An 18,075-nucleotide genomic window follows, 5' to 3' on the forward strand; every position below is an offset into this window, starting at 1 on the left:
TCTCGATACGCCCTGCTTTCAATCCATCCACTCCAGCGGCTGGTTCTTGGGTAGCCGGATCTCCACCTGCAAGCCCCCCAGTTCGGAGCGCCCCAACCTGATGGTGCCGTGATGCTGGGAGACTATCTTGGCAACGATGGCCAGCCCCAGCCCGCTGCCGCCACCGGTGCGCGCCACATTGCCCTGGGTGAAGGGCTTGAGCACCCGGGAGTAGTCCTCTTCTGCGATCCCCGGGCCATTGTCGGAGAGTCGCAGCCGCACCCAGTGGCCATCATCCCTGAGCTCGGCCTGCAACCGGGTCGCGCCATAGCGCAGGGAGTTGCCCGACAGATTGTTGAGGATACGGCGAATGCTGATGGGATGGCAGGCCACACGCACCGCCTCCTCCGGCAGGAGCAGCTCCACTTCCAGTCCCTGATCGGTCTGCATCAGCAACGCATCGTGAATGAGCTGGGTCAGGTCGACGGGCCGGGCATCGAGCCCCTCGTTCGGGCGAATGTAGTCGATGAACTGATCAATGATACCGTTCGACTCATCGATGTCCGCATTGATGCTCTCCTTGAGGTACTCATCCCCCGAGGACATCATCTCGGTCGCGAGACGAATGCGGGTGAGAGGGGTGCGCAAATCGTGGGATACCCCGGCCATCATCAGGTTGCGCTCCTCGATCAGCCCCTTGATGGAGCTCGACATGTGGTTGAAGGTGCGGGTCAGGCGGCGCACCTCCCGCGAGCCCTGCTCCCCCAGGGCATCGGGAAAGTTGCCGCGCGCCACCGCCACGGCCCCCGCTTCCAGATCCTCCAGCGGTCGCACCAGCTGACGGGCAAAACGCCAGGCTGCAAACAGGGTCACCACCAGCAAGACGCTCATATAGAGGATGAGCGGTTCGATGTCGTCATCTTCAATTTCAGTCAGGGGAATGCGCACCCACATCTGGCTGGCCTGGGGAGGCTGGATCCAGATGATGTAGTGATCCTGGATTTCAACTCTGACCCTGGTATCCCCTTTCAATTCGCGGCTGATGCTCTGCTCCAGATAGGGGTAGGGCTTGGAATCATTCAGCCCGTGCTGCTCCGCCTCGCTCTGGGTATAGATGTCGCTGCCAGTGGTCACATAGACCAGCGCCTCGGCATCTTCACTGAGCGCCAGCTGGTTGTTGTCCACCGGAAAGATGAGTTTGACCTGGTTTGCCAGCAGGTGGCTGATCTGCTTGACGGTCGGCGCCAGCAGGTAGTTGTAGAAGGTAACGTAGGAGACGACTTGATAGACCACCAGCACGGCAGCCAGAAACCAGAGCATACGGGAGAACATGCTGCCCACTTTCTTCATGCGTTCTCACCGTCCGGTACGAACACATACCCCAGACCCCAGACGGTCTGCAGATAGCGAGGCTGGGCCGGGTCCTGTTCCAGCAGGCGGCGCAGGCGGGAGACCTGCACATCAATGCTGCGCTCGGTGGCCGTGTACTCGCGACCACGGGCCAGGTTCATCAGCTTGTCACGGGAGAGCGGTTCGCGAGGATGACTCACCAGCACCTTGAGCACGGCGAACTCCCCGCTGGTCAGGGCAACCGGTTCGCCATCACGGCTCAGTTCACGGGTCGCCAGATTGAGCTGGTAGGCCCCGAAACTCACCATCTTCTCAGCCGCGGAAGGGGCGCCGGGCAGCTCCACGGTATGGCGGCGCAGCACGGCGCGGATCCGGGCCAGCAGCTCACGGGGGTTGAACGGCTTGGGCAGATAATCGTCGGCCCCCATCTCCAGACCGACGATGCGATCCACTTCGTCCCCCTTGGCGGTGAGCATCAAGACAGGGATCTGGTTGCCGGCCTCGCGCAGGCGGCGGCAGATGGAGAGGCCGTCTTCCCCCGGCAGCATCAGATCAAGCACCATCAGGCTGAAGTTTTCACGCGTCAGCAGGCGATCGGCCTGCTCCCCGTTGGCGACACCTCGCACTACAAACCCCTGCTCGGTGAGGTAGCGCTCCAGCAAGGAACGCAGTTTCAGATCGTCGTCCACCACCAGGACCTTGTATTGCTGACTCATTGCCACCTCTCTTTTCTGTCTCCCCTCATACTAGAGCCGCCCCCTGCAACCACAAAGCATAAATATGTTACCGGTTATTGCCCTCATTCGGCCCCGGAGCCGGGAAGGATGGATGGCCAGCTCTGCTTTTTGCTCGACAGCACGGCGACAATGACTAAGATCCCGAGCAACCGGATGCAATTGGCGAGGGAGTGATAACTCCATGAAAACCAAACTCATTACCCGTGAAGGCTACACCAGGCTCCGGCAGGAGCACGACATGCTCTGGCGGGAGGAGAGGCCCGATGTCACCAAAAAAGTGGCCTGGGCGGCGAGCCTGGGTGATCGCAGCGAGAATGCCGATTACCAGTACAACAAGAAACGCCTGCGGGAGATCGACCGCCGGGTTCGCTACCTGCGCAAGTGCCTGGAAGAGCTGACCATAGTCGACTACTCCCCCTCCCAGGAGGGCAAGGTCTTCTTCGGCGCCTGGGTCGAGGTAGAAAACGACGAGGGTGAGACCAAGCGCTTTCGCATCGTCGGCTATGACGAGATCTTCGGCCGCAAGGATTACATCTCCATCGACTCCCCCATGGCCCGTGCCCTGCTCAAGAAAGAGGTGGGCGATGAAGCCTTGGTGCGAACGCCAGTGGGTGACGCCTGCTGGTACGTCAATGAGATCAGCTATCCCAAATAAGCCAGGCCGACCCTGACTGCCAAATCGGCTGACAAGGCCAGGAGAGACCAAGCATGTCCGCCCACCGGGTATGAGAAACGTCATTTCTGCCGGGGTGGCATCCCGCTGCCCGACCCCATATAGTGCTCACACCCGGCGCCTTGCGGCGCCAACCGGCCCGCGCGGCAGTGGCCTGGCAGGTATCTAAAGTATCGCCAGGACAAACCCCCTGTTCGGCGACATAGCCCCACGCTGGCCAGTTAGACAGGACCCGACCAAGAGACCCTCGATGCAAAGCCACGTAATAGAACATCAGATCGCCGGTGAGCTGAATGCCCGCCCGGAACAGGTGCAGGCAGCCGTTCGCCTGCTGGACGAAGGCGCGACCGTTCCCTTCATCGCCCGTTACCGCAAAGAGGTGACCGGCGGTCTGGACGACAGCCAGCTGCGTACCCTGGAGAGCCGCCTCGGCTACCTGCGTGAACTGGCGGATCGCCGCCAGGTGATCCTGCGCTCCATTGAAGAGCAGGGCAAACTGACCCCCGAGCTGGCCCGCGAGCTGAACGACGCCGACAGCAAGACCCGGCTGGAAGACCTCTACCTCCCCTACAAGCCCAAGCGGCGCACCAAGGGGCAGATGGCCATCGAGGCGGGGCTGGAGCCACTGGCGGATTTGCTGCTGGGTGACCCCATGAAGGATCCCGAACAGGAGGCGGTTCGTTTCCTCAATGCCGAGCAGGGGATCACCGACGGCAAGGCCGCCCTCGACGGTGCCCGTTACATCCTGATGGAGCGTTTCGCCGAGCAGGCCGATCTCCTTGAGAAGTTGCGGGACTACCTGTGGCAGAACGCCACCCTGCGTGCCCGCGTGGTGGCCGGCAAGGAGCAGGAAGGGGCCAAGTTCAAGGACTACTTCGAACACGACGAACCCCTGCACAAGGCCCCCTCCCACCGGGTGCTGGCCATGTTGCGCGGCCGCAACGAGGGGATCCTCAACCTGGCGCTGGTCACCGGCGAGGATGAGGGTACCAGCCCTTGCGAGGGGATTATTGCCCATCACCTCAAGCTCAACCTGCAAAATCGCCCGGCCGACAAGTGGCTGCAAGGGGTGGTGAGCTGGACCTGGAAGATCAAGCTCTCCTTGCAGATGGAGACTGAGCTCATCGGCCGTATCCGCGAGTCAGCAGAGGAGGAGGCGATCAAGGTGTTCGCCATGAACCTCAAGGATCTGCTGATGGCGGCACCGGCCGGCATGCGTTGCACCATGGGGCTGGATCCCGGTATCCGTACCGGCGTCAAGGTGGCGGTGGTCGATGCCACCGGCAAGCTGGTCGATCACGCGACCATCTATCCGTTCGAACCCAAGCGCCAGGTTGACCAGAGTCTCAAGACCCTGAGCGAGCTGTGCCAGAAGCACAAGGTCGAGCTCATCAGCATCGGCAACGGCACCGCATCCCGGGAAACCGACCGCCTGGTGAGCGATCTGTTCGAGCGCTACCCGGCCGCCAAGGCACAGAAGATAGTAGTGAGTGAAGCGGGGGCATCGGTCTACTCCGCCTCCGAGCTCGCCTCCCAGGAATTCTCGGATCTCGACGTCTCCATTCGCGGCGCCGTCTCCATCGCCCGCCGGTTGCAGGATCCCCTGGCCGAGCTGGTCAAGATCGATCCCAAGAGCATCGGTGTGGGCCAGTACCAGCACGATGTCGGCCAGAGCCAGCTGGCCCGCCGCCTCGACGCGGTGGTCGAGGATTGCGTGAACGCTGTGGGGGTGGATGTGAATACCGCCTCGGTCGCCCTGCTCAACCGGGTTTCCGGCCTCTCCCAGACCCTGGCCCAGAACATCGTCGCCTACCGCGACGAGAACGGCGCCTTCAAGAGTCGTCAGCAGTTGCTGAAAGTTGGCCGACTCGGGCCCAAGGCATTCGAGCAATGCGCCGGCTTCCTGCGCATTCGGGGCGGCAGCAACCCGCTGGACGGCTCGGCGGTGCACCCGGAATCCTACCCGGTGGTGGAGCGGATCCTCGCCAAGCTGGAGCAGACCGTGGACAGCCTGCTCGGCAACAGCAGCCTGCTGCGCACCCTCAAGCCCACCGACTACACCGACGATCAGTTCGGGGTGCCTACCGTCACCGACATCATTGGCGAGCTGGACAAGCCCGGCCGCGACCCGCGTCCCGAGTTCAAGACCGCCACCTTCAAGGAAGGGGTGGAGAAAATCAGCGATCTGGTGCCCGAGATGGTGCTGGAGGGTGTGGTCACCAACGTCACCAACTTCGGCGCCTTCGTCGACATCGGCGTCCATCAGGACGGGCTGGTGCACATTTCTTCCCTCACCGATCGCTTCGTCAAGGATCCCCGCGAGGTGGTCAAGGCCGGTGACATCGTCCGGGTCAAGGTGCTGGAAGTCGACGTACCGCGCAAACGCATCAGTCTGACCATGCGTCTGGATGAAAAAGCCGGCCAGCCTGCACGCAAAACGGCCGAGCCGCGTCACACTGGCAACGCCCGACCGAAACAGGCGCCCCGTCAGAGCGCTCCGACCGAGGGTGCCATGGGCAACGCCTTCGCGGCTGCCCTGTCGAAACTGAAGAAATAAGCCCCCAGAATGCAAAAAAGCCCCGAAAGGGGCTTTTTCATGCCTGTACTGAGCGGGATCAAACGTCCTGACTCAGGCTATGCGGGGAGGCTGGCCTCACCGCTTGCTGATAGTGCCTGGCAATCACCTGGTTTCGATTGTCCATATAAGCACCGAGCGGGCCTGTGGTTTCCTGCCTGAGGGTCATCAGATCCTTGCGGGCCTGTGCCTCCTTGCCAGAGGCGGCACGGGCCACACTCATGTCTTGTGACGATGGTTCATCGGGAGCCAGCGCAGCGGCACGCACCTGCTGCATCTTGGCGATGGTCGCGGCGGGATCCCCGGGAATGGTCCCCATGTCGATGACCACCTCCCCCCCGGTGGCATAACGCTTGCCATCCGGCCCACGGGAAAACTGGTAGGTAGGGCTCCCCGCATGCTCGCCGCCGGCTGCCTGGTGAGCCTGCTCATGCTTGCGAACTTCGAGATCCCGTTCGACCAGCGCAGCCACCTGACGCTGCTGCTGCTTTTGCTGCTCCTGCTGTTCACCCTCCTGACGTTGTCGACGCTCCCCCTCCTCCCCCGTTGCCTCGACAAAACGGTGCGCCACCATCACGGGGCCGGTCTGGCCGTTCTCTTTCGTGGACGAGGATGGGGCGGCGGGATTGGCCTGGGCGGCCCGGGCTCTCTCTTTCTGGGAACCGACGCCTGACTCGGCGTTGGACGCCTCACTCTGGCGGCTGGGGGGCACCAGTTCTGCGCGGCGGTTGTCAGTCTGTGCCGATTCCGTCTGCGGCTGCAGTTGATTCGGAATGATGGTCGGCAGACTGACGTTGATGTTCATGTCACACCCGGATATCGATCAGGGTGCCCAGCATGTCGCTGGCCGTCTGGATCACCTTGGCGGATGCCCCGGCATGCAGCTCGGCCACCTTGAGATTCACCAGTTCATCCGGCAACTGCACCTGCTCACCCGCTGGCGTATTGAGACGGGCGATCTGGCTGGAAGCCTGGCCCGCCAACTGCTCGGCCCGTTGGAACCCCTGCACGCCCGCCGTCATGGCTGATTCGATACGCATTGGCACACTCCTCTGTAGGGTTGGCTAATTATCCATCAATCTGACGAGTTATTGAAGCCTGCCGCTCAAATCTCAGTCAATGAACCGCCGCAGGAGGGTGATGAACTGCTCTGGATGGGAGATGAAGGGGGCATGGGATGCCTTCTCCAGCACCAGACTGTGGCTGGCAGGGTAGCGCGCATCCAGCAAGGGAATGGCGGCCTTCGGCACCAGGGTATCCAGCCTGCCGTAAAGACGCAGCCAGGGCAGATCCAGGCCGATCAGTTCATCCCGCAGATCGACCTCGGCCAGCAGACCCAGACCTGCCTCCAGAGCCGCAAGCCGGGGAGCGGGTCGCTCCGCCAGCCAGTGACGCAACTGGCGAATGTCGTTTCTGGCGTGCTCGCTGCCCATGGCCTGGATCGCGAGGAAACGCTCTATGGTCTGCATGAAGTCGCCGGCCAGCATCTGGTTGAACCCCGCCAGCACCTTGGGGGCAATCCCGGGCCACTCGTCGCGGGCCATGAAGCAGGGAGAACTGGCTACGGTAATGAGAGAGTGAAGACGTTCAGGCATGGTCAGCGCCAACTGACTCGCCACCAGACCACCGAGGGACCAGCCGAGCAGATGGCATTTTTCAGGCAATATGGCCGCCACCTGCTCTGCCAGCCAGGGCAGGGTGTAGTCTGTTCCTGATTGCAGGGGGCTGTTGCCAAAGCCGGGCAGGTCCACCAGATGCAGCCGATAGTGGGCAGCCAGTTCTTGGGCAATACCGTGCCAGACGGCCCCGTTCATGCCCCAGCCATGCAACAACACCAGGTCCGGGCCCTGGCCAAACCGCTCAACCGATACGCTCATCTAGACTCAAGATCCCTGTTTATCTGCTTGGAGCCTGCATGTTAAAGCGGCTGCTCGCCAAAGCAAGTCCGATCCTTGGCACCCAGTCCGACTGGCTCGGTCTGTGCCTGCTCTGTCGCCAACCCTGTGACGAGACGCCTTTGTTGTGCTCCTGGTGCCGCCACGCCCAGCACCAGCACGACAGACGATGCCTGATGTGCGCAGTACCGCTGCCGGAGCAACATCGCGAGAGCGAACTGCTGTGCGGACGATGCCAGCGCAGACCCGCCCCCTGGGAGCGTTTGCAGGTGATCGGCGATTATCAGGCACCTTATGCCCAACTCATCCCCCGGCTGAAGTATTCCGGTCAGATCCTGCTCGCGCCGCTGCTTGCCCGCCTGCTGGCAGACCATCTGGATCTCGCCAACCCGCCGCAGGTCATCATTCCGGTTCCCCTGCACTGGTGGCGCCAGTGGTGGCGAGGCTTCAATCAGGCAGAAGAAATCGGCCATGCCCTGAGCGCACTCACCGGCATTCCTTGCGACACCCGCGTACTGCGCCGGACAAGGTCGACCCCGCAACAGACCCGGCTCAGTGCCGGCCAGCGGCGACGCAATCTGCGTGGCGCCTTCGAAATAGAACCTCACCACTACCGGCATGTGGCACTGCTCGATGATGTGGTCACCACGGGCGCCACCGCAGGTCAGCTCACCCGGTTGCTTCATGAGCACGGCGTCACCACGGTGGAGGTGTGGGCCATCTGCCGTACCCTCCGACACCTGAAATAACCGGGCAGGGATCCGGCCCGGGAGTCCGCAGGCGGCATGATTCCGATACGCCCGGGCTCACAGGCTCACCATCGGCACGCTACCCAAGCCCCGCCAAGCGAGTTATCATGAATACCCTAGTCGTACACTCAGGTTTATGAGGATAGTGATGATCAGCATTTCCGACACCGCCCAGGCCCACTTCCGCAAGTTGCTGGAGAAGCAGCCTGATGGCACCAACATCCGGGTGTTTGTGGTCAATCCGGGAACCCAGAATGCCGAGTGCGGCGTATCCTATTGCCCACCCGACGCGGTCGATCCGGAAGATCAGCACCTGCCCTTCAGCGGCTTCGACTGCCTGGTCGATCCCCTGAGCGCCCCCTTCCTGGTGGATGCCACCATCGACTTCGTCACCGATCAGATGGGCTCCCAGCTCACCCTGAAAGCCCCGAACGCCAAGATGCGCAAGGTGGCCGACGACGCCCCGCTGATCGACCGCATCGAGTACGTGCTGATGTCCGAGGTGAACCCCATGCTGGCCGGTCACGGCGGCAAGGTCACCCTGGTCGAGCTGACCGACGACAAACTGGCCATCCTGCAGTTTGGCGGCGGTTGCAACGGTTGCTCCATGGTCGACTACACCCTGAAAGAGGGGATCGAGAAGCAGTTGCTGGAGAAATTCCCGGGCGAGCTCAACGGCGTCAAGGATGCCACCGAGCACCAGCGCGGCGACCACTCCTACTACTGATTTGCCCCCTTGCGGCAAAGAAAAGGCCCCGCCAGCTGGCGGGGCCTTTTGCATGCTGCGGCTGGCAGATCACTCGTCCTTCTTGTCTCGCGACAGCAGGGCGATGGCTGCCTCTTTCGGGTTCTTGCCCTCGTACAGCACTTTGAAGATCTGTTCGCAGATGGGCATCTCGACGCCACAGCGGGCCGCCAGCAGATGCACTTCCTTGGTGTTGCGATAGCCCTCCACCACCTGGCCTATCTCGGCCATGGCGGTGTCAACCGACTTGCCCGCTCCCAGCGCCAGACCGAAACGGCGGTTGCGCGACTGGTTGTCGGTACATGTCAGCACCAGATCCCCGAGCCCCGCCATCCCCATGAAGGTCTTGGCGTCGGCCCCGAGGGCGGCGCCCAGACGCTGCATCTCCACCAGACCCCGAGTGATGAGCGCGGTTCTGGCGTTGGCGCCAAAGCCGAGTCCGTCAGAGAGACCGGCACCGATGGCAATGACGTTCTTGACCGCCCCGCCCAGCTGCAGACCGATGAAGTCCGGATTGGTATAGACCCGGAACGAGCGGCCGCAGTGCAGCAGGTGGGAGAGATCGTCGGCAAAGTCGTCGTGGGTCGAGGCCACCGAGATGGCGGTCGGCAGACCGGCGGCCAGCTCGCGGGCGAAGGTCGGGCCCGAGATGACCGCCAGTGGAATGGCATCCCCCAGCACCTCCCGCGCCACCTCTTGCAGCAGACGGCCGCTGTCCGGCTCCAGCCCCTTGGTGGCCCAGGCGATCCGGGTATCCGGGCGCAGGAAGGGTTTGACCCGGGTCAGTACCTGGCCGAACACATGGCTCGGCACCACCAGCAGCAGCACGGGAGCGGCTTGCACCGCCGCCTGCAGATCCGACGTCAGTTGCAGATCGGCCGGGAAGGGGACATCCGGCAAGAATGCCTTGTTGCAGCGATCCTGTTCCAGCTCGGCGACATGGGCAGGGTCGTGACCCCACAGCAGGGTCGGATGACCATTGCGCGCCAGAGAAATGGCAAGGGCGGAGCCATAAGACCCCGCCCCCAGGACCGAGATTGCGATCTGGTCGGCCATTATCAGGCTTCCGCAGTCGCCTGCTGGGCCTGTACCTGCGCCATGTGCTGGGCGAACAGGGCGTCGAAGTTGACCGGAGCCAGGTTCAGTTGCGGGAAGGAACCCTTGCTCACCAGGTTGGACACCGCTTCGCGGGCATACGGGAACAGGATGTTCGGGCAGAAGGCCGCCAGGCAGTGGGCCAGTTGCGGCTCAGGCAGGTTGCCGATGGTGAAGATGCCGGCTTGCTGCACTTCGCACAGGAAGGCGGTCTCGGTTTCCAGCTTGCAGGTGACGGTCAGGGTCAGCACCACTTCATAGACGCTGTCGGCCAGGACATTGGTCTTGGTGTCCATGTCCAGCTTGACGTCCGGCTGCCACTCTTTCTGGAAGATGTGCGGAGTATTCGGGGCTTCGAAGGAAACATCCTTGGTGTAGACACGCTGGATGTGGAATTCCGGTTGCACTTCCTGGTTGTTGATTTCGTCAGCCATTTCGTTTGATTCCTTTTTAAGATAATGAGTGGGCGCAGGCCCTTAAATCAGCGTTTTTTGGTCACCGGCAGATTGTCTGCACGCCATTGGGCCATGCCACCGCTGAGCACATACACCTGCTTGAAACCGGCCTTGCTCAGTTGGCGACCCGCGCCACCAGCGGTCATCCCCGACTCGCACACCACTATGATGGGGGCATCCTTGTGCTTTTCAACCGGACCCAGATTATTCGCCTGGATCTGGGCGAGCGGCAGGTGATGGGCCCCGGCCAGATGGCCCTTGGCAAATTCATCCTGACTGCGAATGTCCACGACGGTGGCATTTTCACGGTTGATAAGCAGGGTAGCGGCGTGGTTGTTGACCGCCTTCACCGGAGAAAAACGAGCACGCACAGTGGTATACACCAGAGTGCCTGCCAGGCCCAACCAGGCTGCGGTCAGCAGCGGATTGCGGGCCGCGAAATCCAAATACTCTTGCATCTTCTACTATCCAGGGACCAAGACAAGGGCCCGAGTATACATGGGGCCCTGCATAAGATCAGCCATCTTGGCGGCAAAGCGAGAGCAAGCTCCCATCAGGGATGGCTGCCGATTCTTCCTCCTCCAACCGGGCCGAACGAGAGGATGCGCCATGCCGAAAAGAGGGGGGAAACAGCGGAAAACCCGCCGCGGCAGACAAGCCGGCAACATGCCTAAAACAGCGGGATAACAGTTAAAAAGCGAGGCTGGAGAGGGACTTGGCTATCAGGTGACTATTTCGGCAGATGTAGTAATATTACGCTAGTTTCACTTCCCGCAATTCATTCCTATCCGAGAGGACATAGCCTTATGTCAACAGCTAAGAAACCGCTGGTTCTGGTCATCATGGACGGTTGGGGCTACAGCACCAAGCAAGAGTACAACGCCGTTGCTGCTGCCAAGACCCCCAATCTGGATCGCCTGGTCCGTGACTACACCAGCACCCTGATCTCCGGCTCCGGCCTGGACGTGGGTCTGCCGGACGGCCAGATGGGCAACTCCGAAGTGGGCCACACCAATATCGGTGCCGGTCGCGTCGTCTATCAGGAGCTGACCCGCATCTCCAAGGACATCCAGGACGGCGACTTCTTCCAGAACGTCGAGCTGGCCAAGGCTGTCGACGCTGCCGTGACCAAGGGCAAGGCCGTGCACATCATGGGTCTGATGTCCCCGGGTGGCGTACACAGCCACGAAGAGCACATCATGGGCATGATCGAGATGGCCGCCAAGCGTGGCGCCGAGCAGATCTACTTCCACGCCTTCCTGGATGGCCGCGACGTCCCGCCGCGCAGTGCCCAGTCCTCCATCGAGCTGTTCGACGCCCTGTTTGCCCGCCTGGGCAAGGGTCGTTTCGCCTCCATGATCGGTCGTTACTACGCCATGGACCGCGACAACCGCTGGGATCGCGTGCAGCAGGCCTATGACCTGATGACCCAGGGCAAGGGCGAATTCACCGCCGACAACGCCACCGACGCGCTGGCCGCCGCCTATGCCCGCGACGAGAACGACGAGTTCGTCAAGGCCACCCGCATCGGCGACGCTGTACCGATGATCGACGGCGATGCGCTGATCTTCATGAACTTCCGTGCCGACCGCGCCCGCGAAATCACCCGCGCCTTCGTCGATACCGACTTCACCGGCTTCGCCCGCACCGCCAACCCGGCCCTGCACTTCGTGATGCTGACCGAATACGCGGCCGACATCAAAACCGCCTGCGCCTATCCGCCCACCGCCCTGGTCAATACCCTGGGTGAGTGGCTGGCCAAGCAGGGCAAGACCCAGCTGCGCATCTCCGAGACCGAGAAGTACGCCCACGTCACCTTCTTCTTCAACGGTGGCGAAGAGGCGTGCTTCACTGGCGAAGATCGCGAAATCGTGGCGAGCCCGAAAGTGGCTACCTATGACCTGCAGCCGGAGATGAGCTCCGAAGAGCTGACCGACAAGCTGGTTGCGGCCATCAAGAGCGGCAAGTACGACGTCATCATCTGCAACTACCCGAACGGCGACATGGTCGGCCACACCGGCGTGTTCGATGCGGCCGTCAAAGCCTGTGAAGCGGTCGACCACTGCATCGGTCGCGTCACCGACGCCCTGGCGGAAGTGGGTGGCGAGTGCCTCATCACCGCCGACCATGGCAACGCCGAGAAGATGATGGACGAAGAGACTGGTCAGGCCCACACCGCCCACACCAATCTGCCGGTTCCCCTCATCTACTTCGGTCGTAAAGCCGAGGTCGCCGAAGGTGGCAAACTGTCCGATCTGGCCCCCACCATGCTGACCCTGATGGGTCTGCCGGTGCCGCCGGAAATGACTGGCAAGCCCCTGATGATTCTGAAATAATCCTGCCCCATGCGGGGATGCGAAATTATTTCACAGAAAACCAGTCGCGTCGGCCTGTTGGTCGGCGCGCTGTTTTTTTGCCTGATCGGCGGTACCGGCACAGCCCAGGCTGCGAACCAGCAGCTGGGGGCCATGCAGTCCCAGATCAAGGAACAGCAACAGACCCTCAAGCTCAGCAAGCAGGAGCTTGCCAAGCTCAACACCCAGCTCAAGGCTGACGAGCAGGCCATTTCGGCTGCCGCCGCCAAACTCGAGCAGACCAGACAGCAACTCCGGCAGAACCAGCAGAAGCTGGCGTCCCTGCAGCAGGACAAGCTGGCACTGGAGCAGCAAGCAAAACACCAGAAGCAGTTGCTGGCCAAGCAGGCGGAAAGCGCCTTCCAGGCGGGCAACCACGATTACCTCAAACTGCTGCTCAACCAGCAGGATCCGGCCAAACTGAGCCGCGCCCTCGACTATTTCGACTACCTCAACAAGGCCCGTATCGAGGCCATTGAAGCCCTGCGCGCCACCCGTGACAAGCTGGCCAAGAACCAGCAGGCCACCAGGGAGACCGAGAAACGCCTCCAGACCCTGCTCGGCGAGCAGCAGGAGCATCACCAGAGCCTGCTGGCCAGCCAGCAGAGCCGTGCCAAGGTGCGTAACCAGTTGCAGCAGTCGGTGCAGGCCGACGAGCAGAAGCTCGACAAGCTGGTCAAGGCGGAGAAAGCGCTCAAGGCGCGGCTGGAAGAGCTGCGTCGCCAGCAGGAAGAAAAGGAACGCCGCGAACGGGCCGAGCGGGAGCGCCTTGCCAAGATCAAGGCCGAGCAGGAGCGCCAGCGCCGTCTGGAGGCCCAGCGCCTGGCAGCCGAGCAGAAGCGCATCGAGGAGCAGCAGCGGATCGCGGCCCAGCAGCGCCAGGTCGGCGAACAGCAGCGGCTGGCGGCCCAGCAGCAACGCGTCGCCGAACAGCAGGCCAAGGTGGCGCAGCAGCAAGCGGCCGCCCGCAACAGCGCCAAGGCAAGCAGCAACGGCTACGGCGGTCTGAGCACGGGTGGCAACCTGCGCTGGCCGGTGCAGGGCCCCATCCTCATCTCCTACGGCTCGCCACGTACCGCCGAGCTGAAGTGGAAGGGCACTCTGATCGGCGCCAGCGAAGGGACCCAGGTCAAGGCGGTGGCACCGGGCCAGGTGGTCTACGCCGACTGGCTCGACGGCTTCGGCATGCTGCTGGTCATCGACCACGGCAAGGGCTACATGAGCCTCTACGGCCACAACCAGTCGCTGCTGCGACAGGTGGGACAAAAGGTGGAGCAGGGTGAGCCCGTGGCTCTGGTCGGCGACAGCGGCGGACAGGAGCGCTCCGGCCTCTACTTCGAGATCCGCTATCAGGGCGAGGCCATCAACCCGACCAAGTGGCTGGCCAGACGCTAAGCCCATCTTGGCGGGGCCATCAACCCGGCCAACTGCCACAGGCCAGACGCTGAGTCCACCTTTGCGGGGCCATCAACCTGGGCCAACAACATCTGGCCAGACGCTAGGGGTCAGCGCCCCTCATCCCCAGCCCTTCTCCCGCGAGGGGGGCAGGGAGCAAAAGACAGCAACACCGCGTCGTTTACCACTTCACCTGACAAAAAGTCTGCATCGCGCAGGCTTTTTACTTGGCAGGGGAGGCACCACACCGCCCGCCCCGATGATGAAAACTTACCTCTTTTCCATCCCGCTCAGGGGAAGACCACCAGCCCGATCTGCTCCAGCAGCCCCTGCTGCTGATCTTCATTGATCTGCACCCCAGCGAGGTTGACCCGGCGCAGATCCAGACCGGGCAGATCGCACTGGCGCAGATCGCAGCCTTGCAGGTTGAAGCTGGTCCAGTCGATTTGCCCGAACTCGGAGCCGCTGAGATCCGAGCCCGCCAGGGAGGCGCCCAGCAGGTTGGCCCCCTGCCAGCGGTTGCCGGCAAGCTCGCACCGCTCCAGCAGGCAGCTTTCGAAGTTGGCGTAGCTGAAGTTGTTGCCGGTGAGGTGGGCTTCGCAGAAGTAGCTTTTGGCGGTGATCCGGTTGGCGAAGCTGGCATGGGCGAAGTTGATCCCCATGGCCTGGCAGTCGCGCATCTCCAGCCCAAGACACTGGCTGCGGCCGAAGTCCGCCAGGGTGAGATCGCAGCGCAGGAAGCTCGCCTCCCTCAGATCGCAGCCCTGAAACAGGCATCCCAGCTCCCGTTCCCTGTCATAGAAGCTGCAGTCGACGAAGCGGCTCTCCCCGAGATCGAGCCAGGAGAAGTGGCAGCCGATGAAGCGGCACCCCTGGAACTGCTCCCCCTCCACCTCCTGCTGCTCGAAGTGGATCCCCTCGAAACACCTGCCCTTGATCATCCCCTGCCCCCTGTTGATGGCGTCATATGCTGACATTGCCGTGCAAAAACGGTAATGTTACGTGTAACATTTTTTGCCGGATCCCCAGATGAACGACACCCGCAAGCGCCGCCCTACCCTGCAGGACATTGCCGACCTGACCGGTGTCACCAAGATGACCGTCAGCCGCTACCTGCGCGACCCGTCCGCCGTGGCCGAAGGGACCCGCGAGCGCATCGCCGCCGCGGTGGAGGAGCTCGGCTACATCCCGAACCGGGCGCCGGACATGCTCTCGAACGCCACCAGCAAGGCGATCGGCATCCTGATCCCCTCCCTCTCCAACCAGGTCTTCTCAGCGGTGATCCACGGCATCGAGGCGGTGACCCGGCCCGCCGGCTACCAGACCCTGCTCGCCCACTACGGCTACAGCCCGGAGCGGGAGGAGGAGCAGGTCGCCTCCCTCCTCTCCTACAACGTGGACGGGCTCATCCTCTCGGACACCCAGCACACCGAGCGCACCCGCAAGATGATCGCCACCGCCGGCATCCCGGTGGTGGAGACCATGGATCTGCCCCTCTCCCCCATCGACATGGTGGTGGGCATGGATCACCGGGCCGCCGCCCGGGCCATGGTAACAGAGATGCTGCGCCGGGGACGGCGCAAGGTGATCTACCTCGGCGCCCGGCTCGACGTGCGCACCCAGCTGCGAATGGAAGGCTACTACCAGGCGATGGCCGATTTCGGTCTGACCGGCCAGCACCTGCTGACGGAGCAATCTTCCAGCTTCACCCTGGGGGGAGAGCTGCTGGCCCAGGCCATGGCGCGCTTCCCCGATCTCGACGGCCTGTTCTGCACCAACGACGACCTCGCAGTGGGGGCCCTGCTGCAATGCCAGGCCAGGTGGATCCCGGTACCCCAGCAGGTGGCCATTGCCGGCAGCAACGCCCTCGACATCGGCCACGCCATGACCCCCAAGCTCGCCAGCATCGTCACCCCCCGCGAGACCATAGGTCGCGAAGCCGCCATCATGCTGCTGGCCCGCCTCGGCGGCCAGCCGCTGGCGACCAGGTGCAAGGACATCGGTTTCTCCCTCTATGAGGGGGAAAGCCTCGGCTGATCCCCGTCCATCATGGCGCGTTCGACCTCCATGATGGCGCCTTCTCCCCTCTCCCCTCGCCGCCCTCTGGCCTATGCTGGCTCCTCCATCCACCCTGTCAGGAGCAGACCATGCACCACACCGAACGATTGAAAGCCTGCCTGCAGCGCGTCATCTGCGATCCCGCCTTCCCCCTGGCGGAGCTCGACGCCTGGTTCACCCCCGACTACTGCCAGGAGGTGAACGGCGAGCGGCTCGACTACCCGGCGTTTCACCAGCACATCGCCACACTGCGCCGCCATCTGGCCGGGGCGAGCATCGAGTTTGTCACCACCCTGGCGCAGGGGGAGCGGGTGCACTCGACCCATGTGGTACGGGCCACCCGCCAGGACGGTGGCACCCTGGTCTGCAAGGTGAGCGGCCTCTTCACCTTTCGCGGCGATCGGATCTGCCACACCGACGAGGTGACCTGCCTGCTGGCAGGCAGCAAGGAGGATGCAGATATCGGCTCGCGACGCTGACTGCCGGCAACCCGCAGACACCGCCATGGCAGGTAGGAAGGCAGACAATGCGCCCTCAGGCCGCCGGTTCGCGCCGGGCAAGGCGCTGGAGGGCGCGGGACAAGGCGCCGGGATCCTCGTAGCCGAGCCGATCGGCGATCTGGGCCAGCGTGAGCCCCCGGTGCTGCAACTGGCGCGCCCGTCCCAGCACCACCTGCTCCCTCCATTGGCGAAAGCTGCACCCCAGCTGCTGGAGGAAGAGCCGGTTGAGGGTGCGCACCGAGGCGCCGCAATCTGCCGCCAGCGCCGTCAGCGTCAGATGGATGGCGGGTGCCTGGCACACCCTGTCCAGCACCCGCAGCAGGCGCGGGTCCAGCTCCCCGGCGAGGGGAATGCGCGCCGCGAGCGGGTCGGCGCGCTCCAGCTCCTGGCCAAGCACCGTCAGATAGGCCCCCTTCACCTCCTCCTCGGCCAGCTCGGGCAGGCGGGCGAAGAGGCCCGCCAGCAGCGGGCTGGCCAGCAAGGGGCCGAAGGCGGTACGGGCCGACGTCGGCACATAGAGGAGGGAGAGCCGGGAGCGGCGCAGCACGCGAAACTCGTGCTCCCACTCCGCTGGAATAAAGCAGATCTGGCCCGCCACCAGCAGTTCTCCCTCCCCTCGCCCCGTGATGATGCCGCCCCCGTCGTGCAGATAGCAGTATTGGGCATGAGGGTGGCAGTGCAGCGCGGTGAAGTGCCCTTGCGGGTAGGATGGATGCAGACAGGACATGAAGGCTCCAGGGGAGAGGGGCAGCCCCCGACCTTAAGCCAGGGCGAGGCCGGAAGCAAACGACCCACCCCCTCCGGGGGCGGAAAAACAGCAGGCCACCCGGGGGTGGCCTGTTTAATTTTTCTAAACGATATTTGCTTAGCGTTTAACCAATTCAACCGCTTCCCGGGAGAGGCGGGTCACCTCCTCCCAGTTGCCGCTCTTGACGGCGTCTGCCGGCAGCATCCAGGAGCCGCCGACGGTGGCCACACATTTCAGCGCCAGGTAGTCGGCCACGTTTTTCGGGCCGATGCCGCCGGTGGGGCAGAATTTCACCTGGGGCAGGGGCGCCGCGATGGCGGAGAGTGCCTTGGTGCCGCCGTTCGCCTCGGCCGGGAAGAATTTGAGGTGGTCGTAGCCCGCTTCCAGCGCCTGCATCACCTCGGACGGGGTGGCCACCCCCGGGATCAGCGGCGCCGTGCTCTTGGCCGCGTGGGCCAGCAGGGCCGGGGTCATGCCCGGGGAGATGACGAAGCGGGCACCGGCAGCGACGGCGGCATCAAACTGCGCGCAGTTGAGCACGGTACCGGCACCGACCATGGCATCCGGCATCGCCTTGGCGATGAGGGCGATGGCGTCCAGCGCCACCGGGGTGCGCAGGGTGATCTCGAACACCGAGATGCCGCCATCCAGCAGGGCCTTGGCCATGGGCAGGGCCTGCTCCAGGTCGTTGATGACCATCACGGGTACCAGGGGGGAGGCGGCAAACACCTCGGCAGGGGTCACTTTCCAGTTCTGCATAGCTCTTC

The 18,075-nt window shown here is 63.3% G+C and carries 19 protein-coding genes; 8 read left to right on the plus strand and 11 right to left on the minus strand.

Annotated elements, in window-relative coordinates; all coding sequences use genetic code 11:
* Window positions 1-18: 18 nt before the first annotated feature.
* Entirely contained in the window at window positions 19-1,329 is a 1,311-nt protein-coding gene (gene envZ / locus AB5Y70_RS08000) for a two-component system sensor histidine kinase EnvZ (protein ID WP_010672557.1), read from the minus strand.
* The gene (gene ompR, locus AB5Y70_RS08005) at window positions 1,326-2,045 is read right to left on the minus strand and encodes a two-component system response regulator OmpR (protein WP_010672556.1); all 720 of its coding nucleotides are present in this window, start codon (window positions 2,043-2,045) and stop codon (window positions 1,326-1,328) included. Before ompR ends, envZ begins: the two co-directional genes overlap by 4 nt.
* A gap of 202 nt (window positions 2,046-2,247) precedes the next feature.
* Here ompR and greB point away from each other — a divergent pair, with 202 nt between their 5' ends.
* Both greB and AB5Y70_RS08015 read left to right on the plus strand, forming a co-directional pair.
* A complete protein-coding gene (gene greB / locus AB5Y70_RS08010) occupies window positions 2,248-2,721 on the plus strand; it encodes a transcription elongation factor GreB (protein ID WP_049636698.1) in 474 nt (157 codons plus the stop codon).
* 268 nt (window positions 2,722-2,989) lie between these two features.
* Window positions 2,990-5,296, plus strand: coding sequence for a Tex family protein (locus tag AB5Y70_RS08015; RefSeq protein ID WP_049636699.1), 2,307 nt, complete (start codon window positions 2,990-2,992; stop codon window positions 5,294-5,296).
* Window positions 5,297-5,354: 58 nt separating this feature from the next.
* Here AB5Y70_RS08015 and AB5Y70_RS08020 read toward each other — a convergent pair whose 3' ends face one another.
* From AB5Y70_RS08020 to bioH, 3 genes are all read right to left on the minus strand, one after another.
* The gene (locus tag AB5Y70_RS08020) at window positions 5,355-6,119 is read right to left on the minus strand and encodes a putative metalloprotease CJM1_0395 family protein (protein WP_049636700.1); all 765 of its coding nucleotides are present in this window, start codon (window positions 6,117-6,119) and stop codon (window positions 5,355-5,357) included.
* Between the two features lies 1 nt (window position 6,120).
* A complete protein-coding gene (locus AB5Y70_RS08025; protein WP_041214075.1) occupies window positions 6,121-6,354 on the minus strand; it encodes a hypothetical protein in 234 nt (77 codons plus the stop codon).
* A 72-nt stretch (window positions 6,355-6,426) separates the two neighbouring features.
* Complete coding sequence (gene bioH, locus AB5Y70_RS08030) at window positions 6,427-7,191, minus strand: pimeloyl-ACP methyl ester esterase BioH (RefSeq protein ID WP_049636701.1); 765 nt, start codon at window positions 7,189-7,191, stop codon at window positions 6,427-6,429.
* 38 nt (window positions 7,192-7,229) lie between these two features.
* On the opposite strand from bioH, the gene AB5Y70_RS08035 reads away from it, so the two are divergent.
* Entirely contained in the window at window positions 7,230-7,958 is a 729-nt protein-coding gene (locus AB5Y70_RS08035; RefSeq protein ID WP_049636702.1) for a ComF family protein, read from the plus strand.
* A gap of 148 nt (window positions 7,959-8,106) precedes the next feature.
* A complete protein-coding gene (gene nfuA, locus AB5Y70_RS08040) occupies window positions 8,107-8,685 on the plus strand; it encodes a Fe-S biogenesis protein NfuA (RefSeq protein ID WP_010672549.1) in 579 nt (192 codons plus the stop codon).
* Between the two features lie 69 nt (window positions 8,686-8,754).
* Here nfuA and gpsA read toward each other — a convergent pair whose 3' ends face one another.
* The 3 genes from gpsA to AB5Y70_RS08055 are packed head-to-tail and all read right to left on the minus strand — an operon-like array spanning window position 8,755 to window position 10,711.
* Window positions 8,755-9,759 (minus strand): NAD(P)H-dependent glycerol-3-phosphate dehydrogenase, encoded by a 1,005-nt coding sequence (gene gpsA / locus AB5Y70_RS08045; RefSeq protein ID WP_049636703.1) that lies wholly within the window; start codon window positions 9,757-9,759, stop codon window positions 8,755-8,757.
* Window positions 9,760-9,761: 2 nt separating this feature from the next.
* Window positions 9,762-10,232, minus strand: a complete 471-nt coding sequence (gene secB / locus AB5Y70_RS08050; RefSeq protein ID WP_010672547.1) for a protein-export chaperone SecB — start codon at window positions 10,230-10,232, stop codon at window positions 9,762-9,764.
* A 47-nt stretch (window positions 10,233-10,279) separates the two neighbouring features.
* Window positions 10,280-10,711: a rhodanese-like domain-containing protein gene (locus AB5Y70_RS08055; RefSeq protein WP_010672546.1), complete on the minus strand. Its 432-nt coding sequence runs from the start codon at window positions 10,709-10,711 to the stop codon at window positions 10,280-10,282.
* Between the two features lie 348 nt (window positions 10,712-11,059).
* Between AB5Y70_RS08055 and gpmM the strand changes: the two genes are divergently transcribed.
* Together gpmM and AB5Y70_RS08065 are read left to right on the plus strand one after the other, a co-directional pair.
* On the plus strand, window positions 11,060-12,589 hold the full coding sequence (gene gpmM, locus AB5Y70_RS08060) for a 2,3-bisphosphoglycerate-independent phosphoglycerate mutase (protein ID WP_049636704.1): 1,530 nt from the start codon (window positions 11,060-11,062) through the stop codon (window positions 12,587-12,589).
* 9 nt (window positions 12,590-12,598) lie between these two features.
* A complete protein-coding gene (locus AB5Y70_RS08065) occupies window positions 12,599-14,002 on the plus strand; it encodes a peptidoglycan DD-metalloendopeptidase family protein (RefSeq protein ID WP_049636705.1) in 1,404 nt (467 codons plus the stop codon).
* Between the two features lie 290 nt (window positions 14,003-14,292).
* On the opposite strand, the gene AB5Y70_RS08070 is transcribed toward AB5Y70_RS08065, so the two are convergent.
* Window positions 14,293-14,943, minus strand: coding sequence for a Qnr family pentapeptide repeat protein (locus tag AB5Y70_RS08070; RefSeq protein WP_042864588.1), 651 nt, complete (start codon window positions 14,941-14,943; stop codon window positions 14,293-14,295).
* A gap of 88 nt (window positions 14,944-15,031) precedes the next feature.
* On the opposite strand from AB5Y70_RS08070, the gene AB5Y70_RS08075 reads away from it, so the two are divergent.
* Complete coding sequence (locus tag AB5Y70_RS08075; protein ID WP_039039499.1) at window positions 15,032-16,039, plus strand: substrate-binding domain-containing protein; 1,008 nt, start codon at window positions 15,032-15,034, stop codon at window positions 16,037-16,039.
* Between the two features lie 110 nt (window positions 16,040-16,149).
* Window positions 16,150-16,539, plus strand: a complete 390-nt coding sequence (locus tag AB5Y70_RS08080; protein WP_049636706.1) for a nuclear transport factor 2 family protein — start codon at window positions 16,150-16,152, stop codon at window positions 16,537-16,539.
* Between the two features lie 55 nt (window positions 16,540-16,594).
* On the opposite strand, the gene AB5Y70_RS08085 is transcribed toward AB5Y70_RS08080, so the two are convergent.
* The gene (locus tag AB5Y70_RS08085; protein ID WP_043153524.1) at window positions 16,595-17,287 is read right to left on the minus strand and encodes an AraC family transcriptional regulator; all 693 of its coding nucleotides are present in this window, start codon (window positions 17,285-17,287) and stop codon (window positions 16,595-16,597) included.
* 138 nt (window positions 17,288-17,425) lie between these two features.
* Entirely contained in the window at window positions 17,426-18,067 is a 642-nt protein-coding gene (locus AB5Y70_RS08090; RefSeq protein WP_039039502.1) for a bifunctional 4-hydroxy-2-oxoglutarate aldolase/2-dehydro-3-deoxy-phosphogluconate aldolase, read from the minus strand.
* Between the last annotated feature and the right edge of the window lie 8 nt (window positions 18,068-18,075).

Source organism: Aeromonas sp. s1(2024), assembly GCF_040908005.1.
Classification (GTDB): Bacteria; Pseudomonadota; Gammaproteobacteria; order Enterobacterales; family Aeromonadaceae; genus Aeromonas; species Aeromonas caviae.

Excerpts from the sequence above, each read along its gene's own strand:
- bioH (WP_049636701.1), bottom strand. The coding sequence starts at position 7,191 with ATGAGCGTATCGGTTGAGCGGTTTGGCCAGGGCCCGGACCTGGTGTTG.
- gpmM (WP_049636704.1), top strand. The coding sequence starts at position 11,060 with ATGTCAACAGCTAAGAAACCGCTGGTTCTGGTCATCATGGACGGTTGG.
- greB (WP_049636698.1), top strand. The coding sequence starts at position 2,248 with ATGAAAACCAAACTCATTACCCGTGAAGGCTACACCAGGCTCCGGCAG.
- AB5Y70_RS08015 (WP_049636699.1), top strand. The coding sequence starts at position 2,990 with ATGCAAAGCCACGTAATAGAACATCAGATCGCCGGTGAGCTGAATGCC.
- AB5Y70_RS08025 (WP_041214075.1), bottom strand. The coding sequence starts at position 6,354 with ATGCGTATCGAATCAGCCATGACGGCGGGCGTGCAGGGGTTCCAACGG.
- AB5Y70_RS08075 (WP_039039499.1), top strand. The coding sequence starts at position 15,032 with ATGAACGACACCCGCAAGCGCCGCCCTACCCTGCAGGACATTGCCGAC.
- ompR (WP_010672556.1), bottom strand. The coding sequence starts at position 2,045 with ATGAGTCAGCAATACAAGGTCCTGGTGGTGGACGACGATCTGAAACTG.
- AB5Y70_RS08090 (WP_039039502.1), bottom strand. The coding sequence starts at position 18,067 with ATGCAGAACTGGAAAGTGACCCCTGCCGAGGTGTTTGCCGCCTCCCCC.
- secB (WP_010672547.1), bottom strand. The coding sequence starts at position 10,232 with ATGGCTGACGAAATCAACAACCAGGAAGTGCAACCGGAATTCCACATC.
- nfuA (WP_010672549.1), top strand. The coding sequence starts at position 8,107 with ATGATCAGCATTTCCGACACCGCCCAGGCCCACTTCCGCAAGTTGCTG.
- AB5Y70_RS08055 (WP_010672546.1), bottom strand. The coding sequence starts at position 10,711 with ATGCAAGAGTATTTGGATTTCGCGGCCCGCAATCCGCTGCTGACCGCA.
- envZ (WP_010672557.1), bottom strand. The coding sequence starts at position 1,329 with ATGAAGAAAGTGGGCAGCATGTTCTCCCGTATGCTCTGGTTTCTGGCT.
- AB5Y70_RS08035 (WP_049636702.1), top strand. The coding sequence starts at position 7,230 with ATGTTAAAGCGGCTGCTCGCCAAAGCAAGTCCGATCCTTGGCACCCAG.
- gpsA (WP_049636703.1), bottom strand. The coding sequence starts at position 9,759 with ATGGCCGACCAGATCGCAATCTCGGTCCTGGGGGCGGGGTCTTATGGC.
- AB5Y70_RS08080 (WP_049636706.1), top strand. The coding sequence starts at position 16,150 with ATGCACCACACCGAACGATTGAAAGCCTGCCTGCAGCGCGTCATCTGC.
- AB5Y70_RS08070 (WP_042864588.1), bottom strand. The coding sequence starts at position 14,943 with ATGATCAAGGGCAGGTGTTTCGAGGGGATCCACTTCGAGCAGCAGGAG.
- AB5Y70_RS08020 (WP_049636700.1), bottom strand. The coding sequence starts at position 6,119 with ATGAACATCAACGTCAGTCTGCCGACCATCATTCCGAATCAACTGCAG.
- AB5Y70_RS08065 (WP_049636705.1), top strand. The coding sequence starts at position 12,599 with ATGCGGGGATGCGAAATTATTTCACAGAAAACCAGTCGCGTCGGCCTG.
- AB5Y70_RS08085 (WP_043153524.1), bottom strand. The coding sequence starts at position 17,287 with ATGTCCTGTCTGCATCCATCCTACCCGCAAGGGCACTTCACCGCGCTG.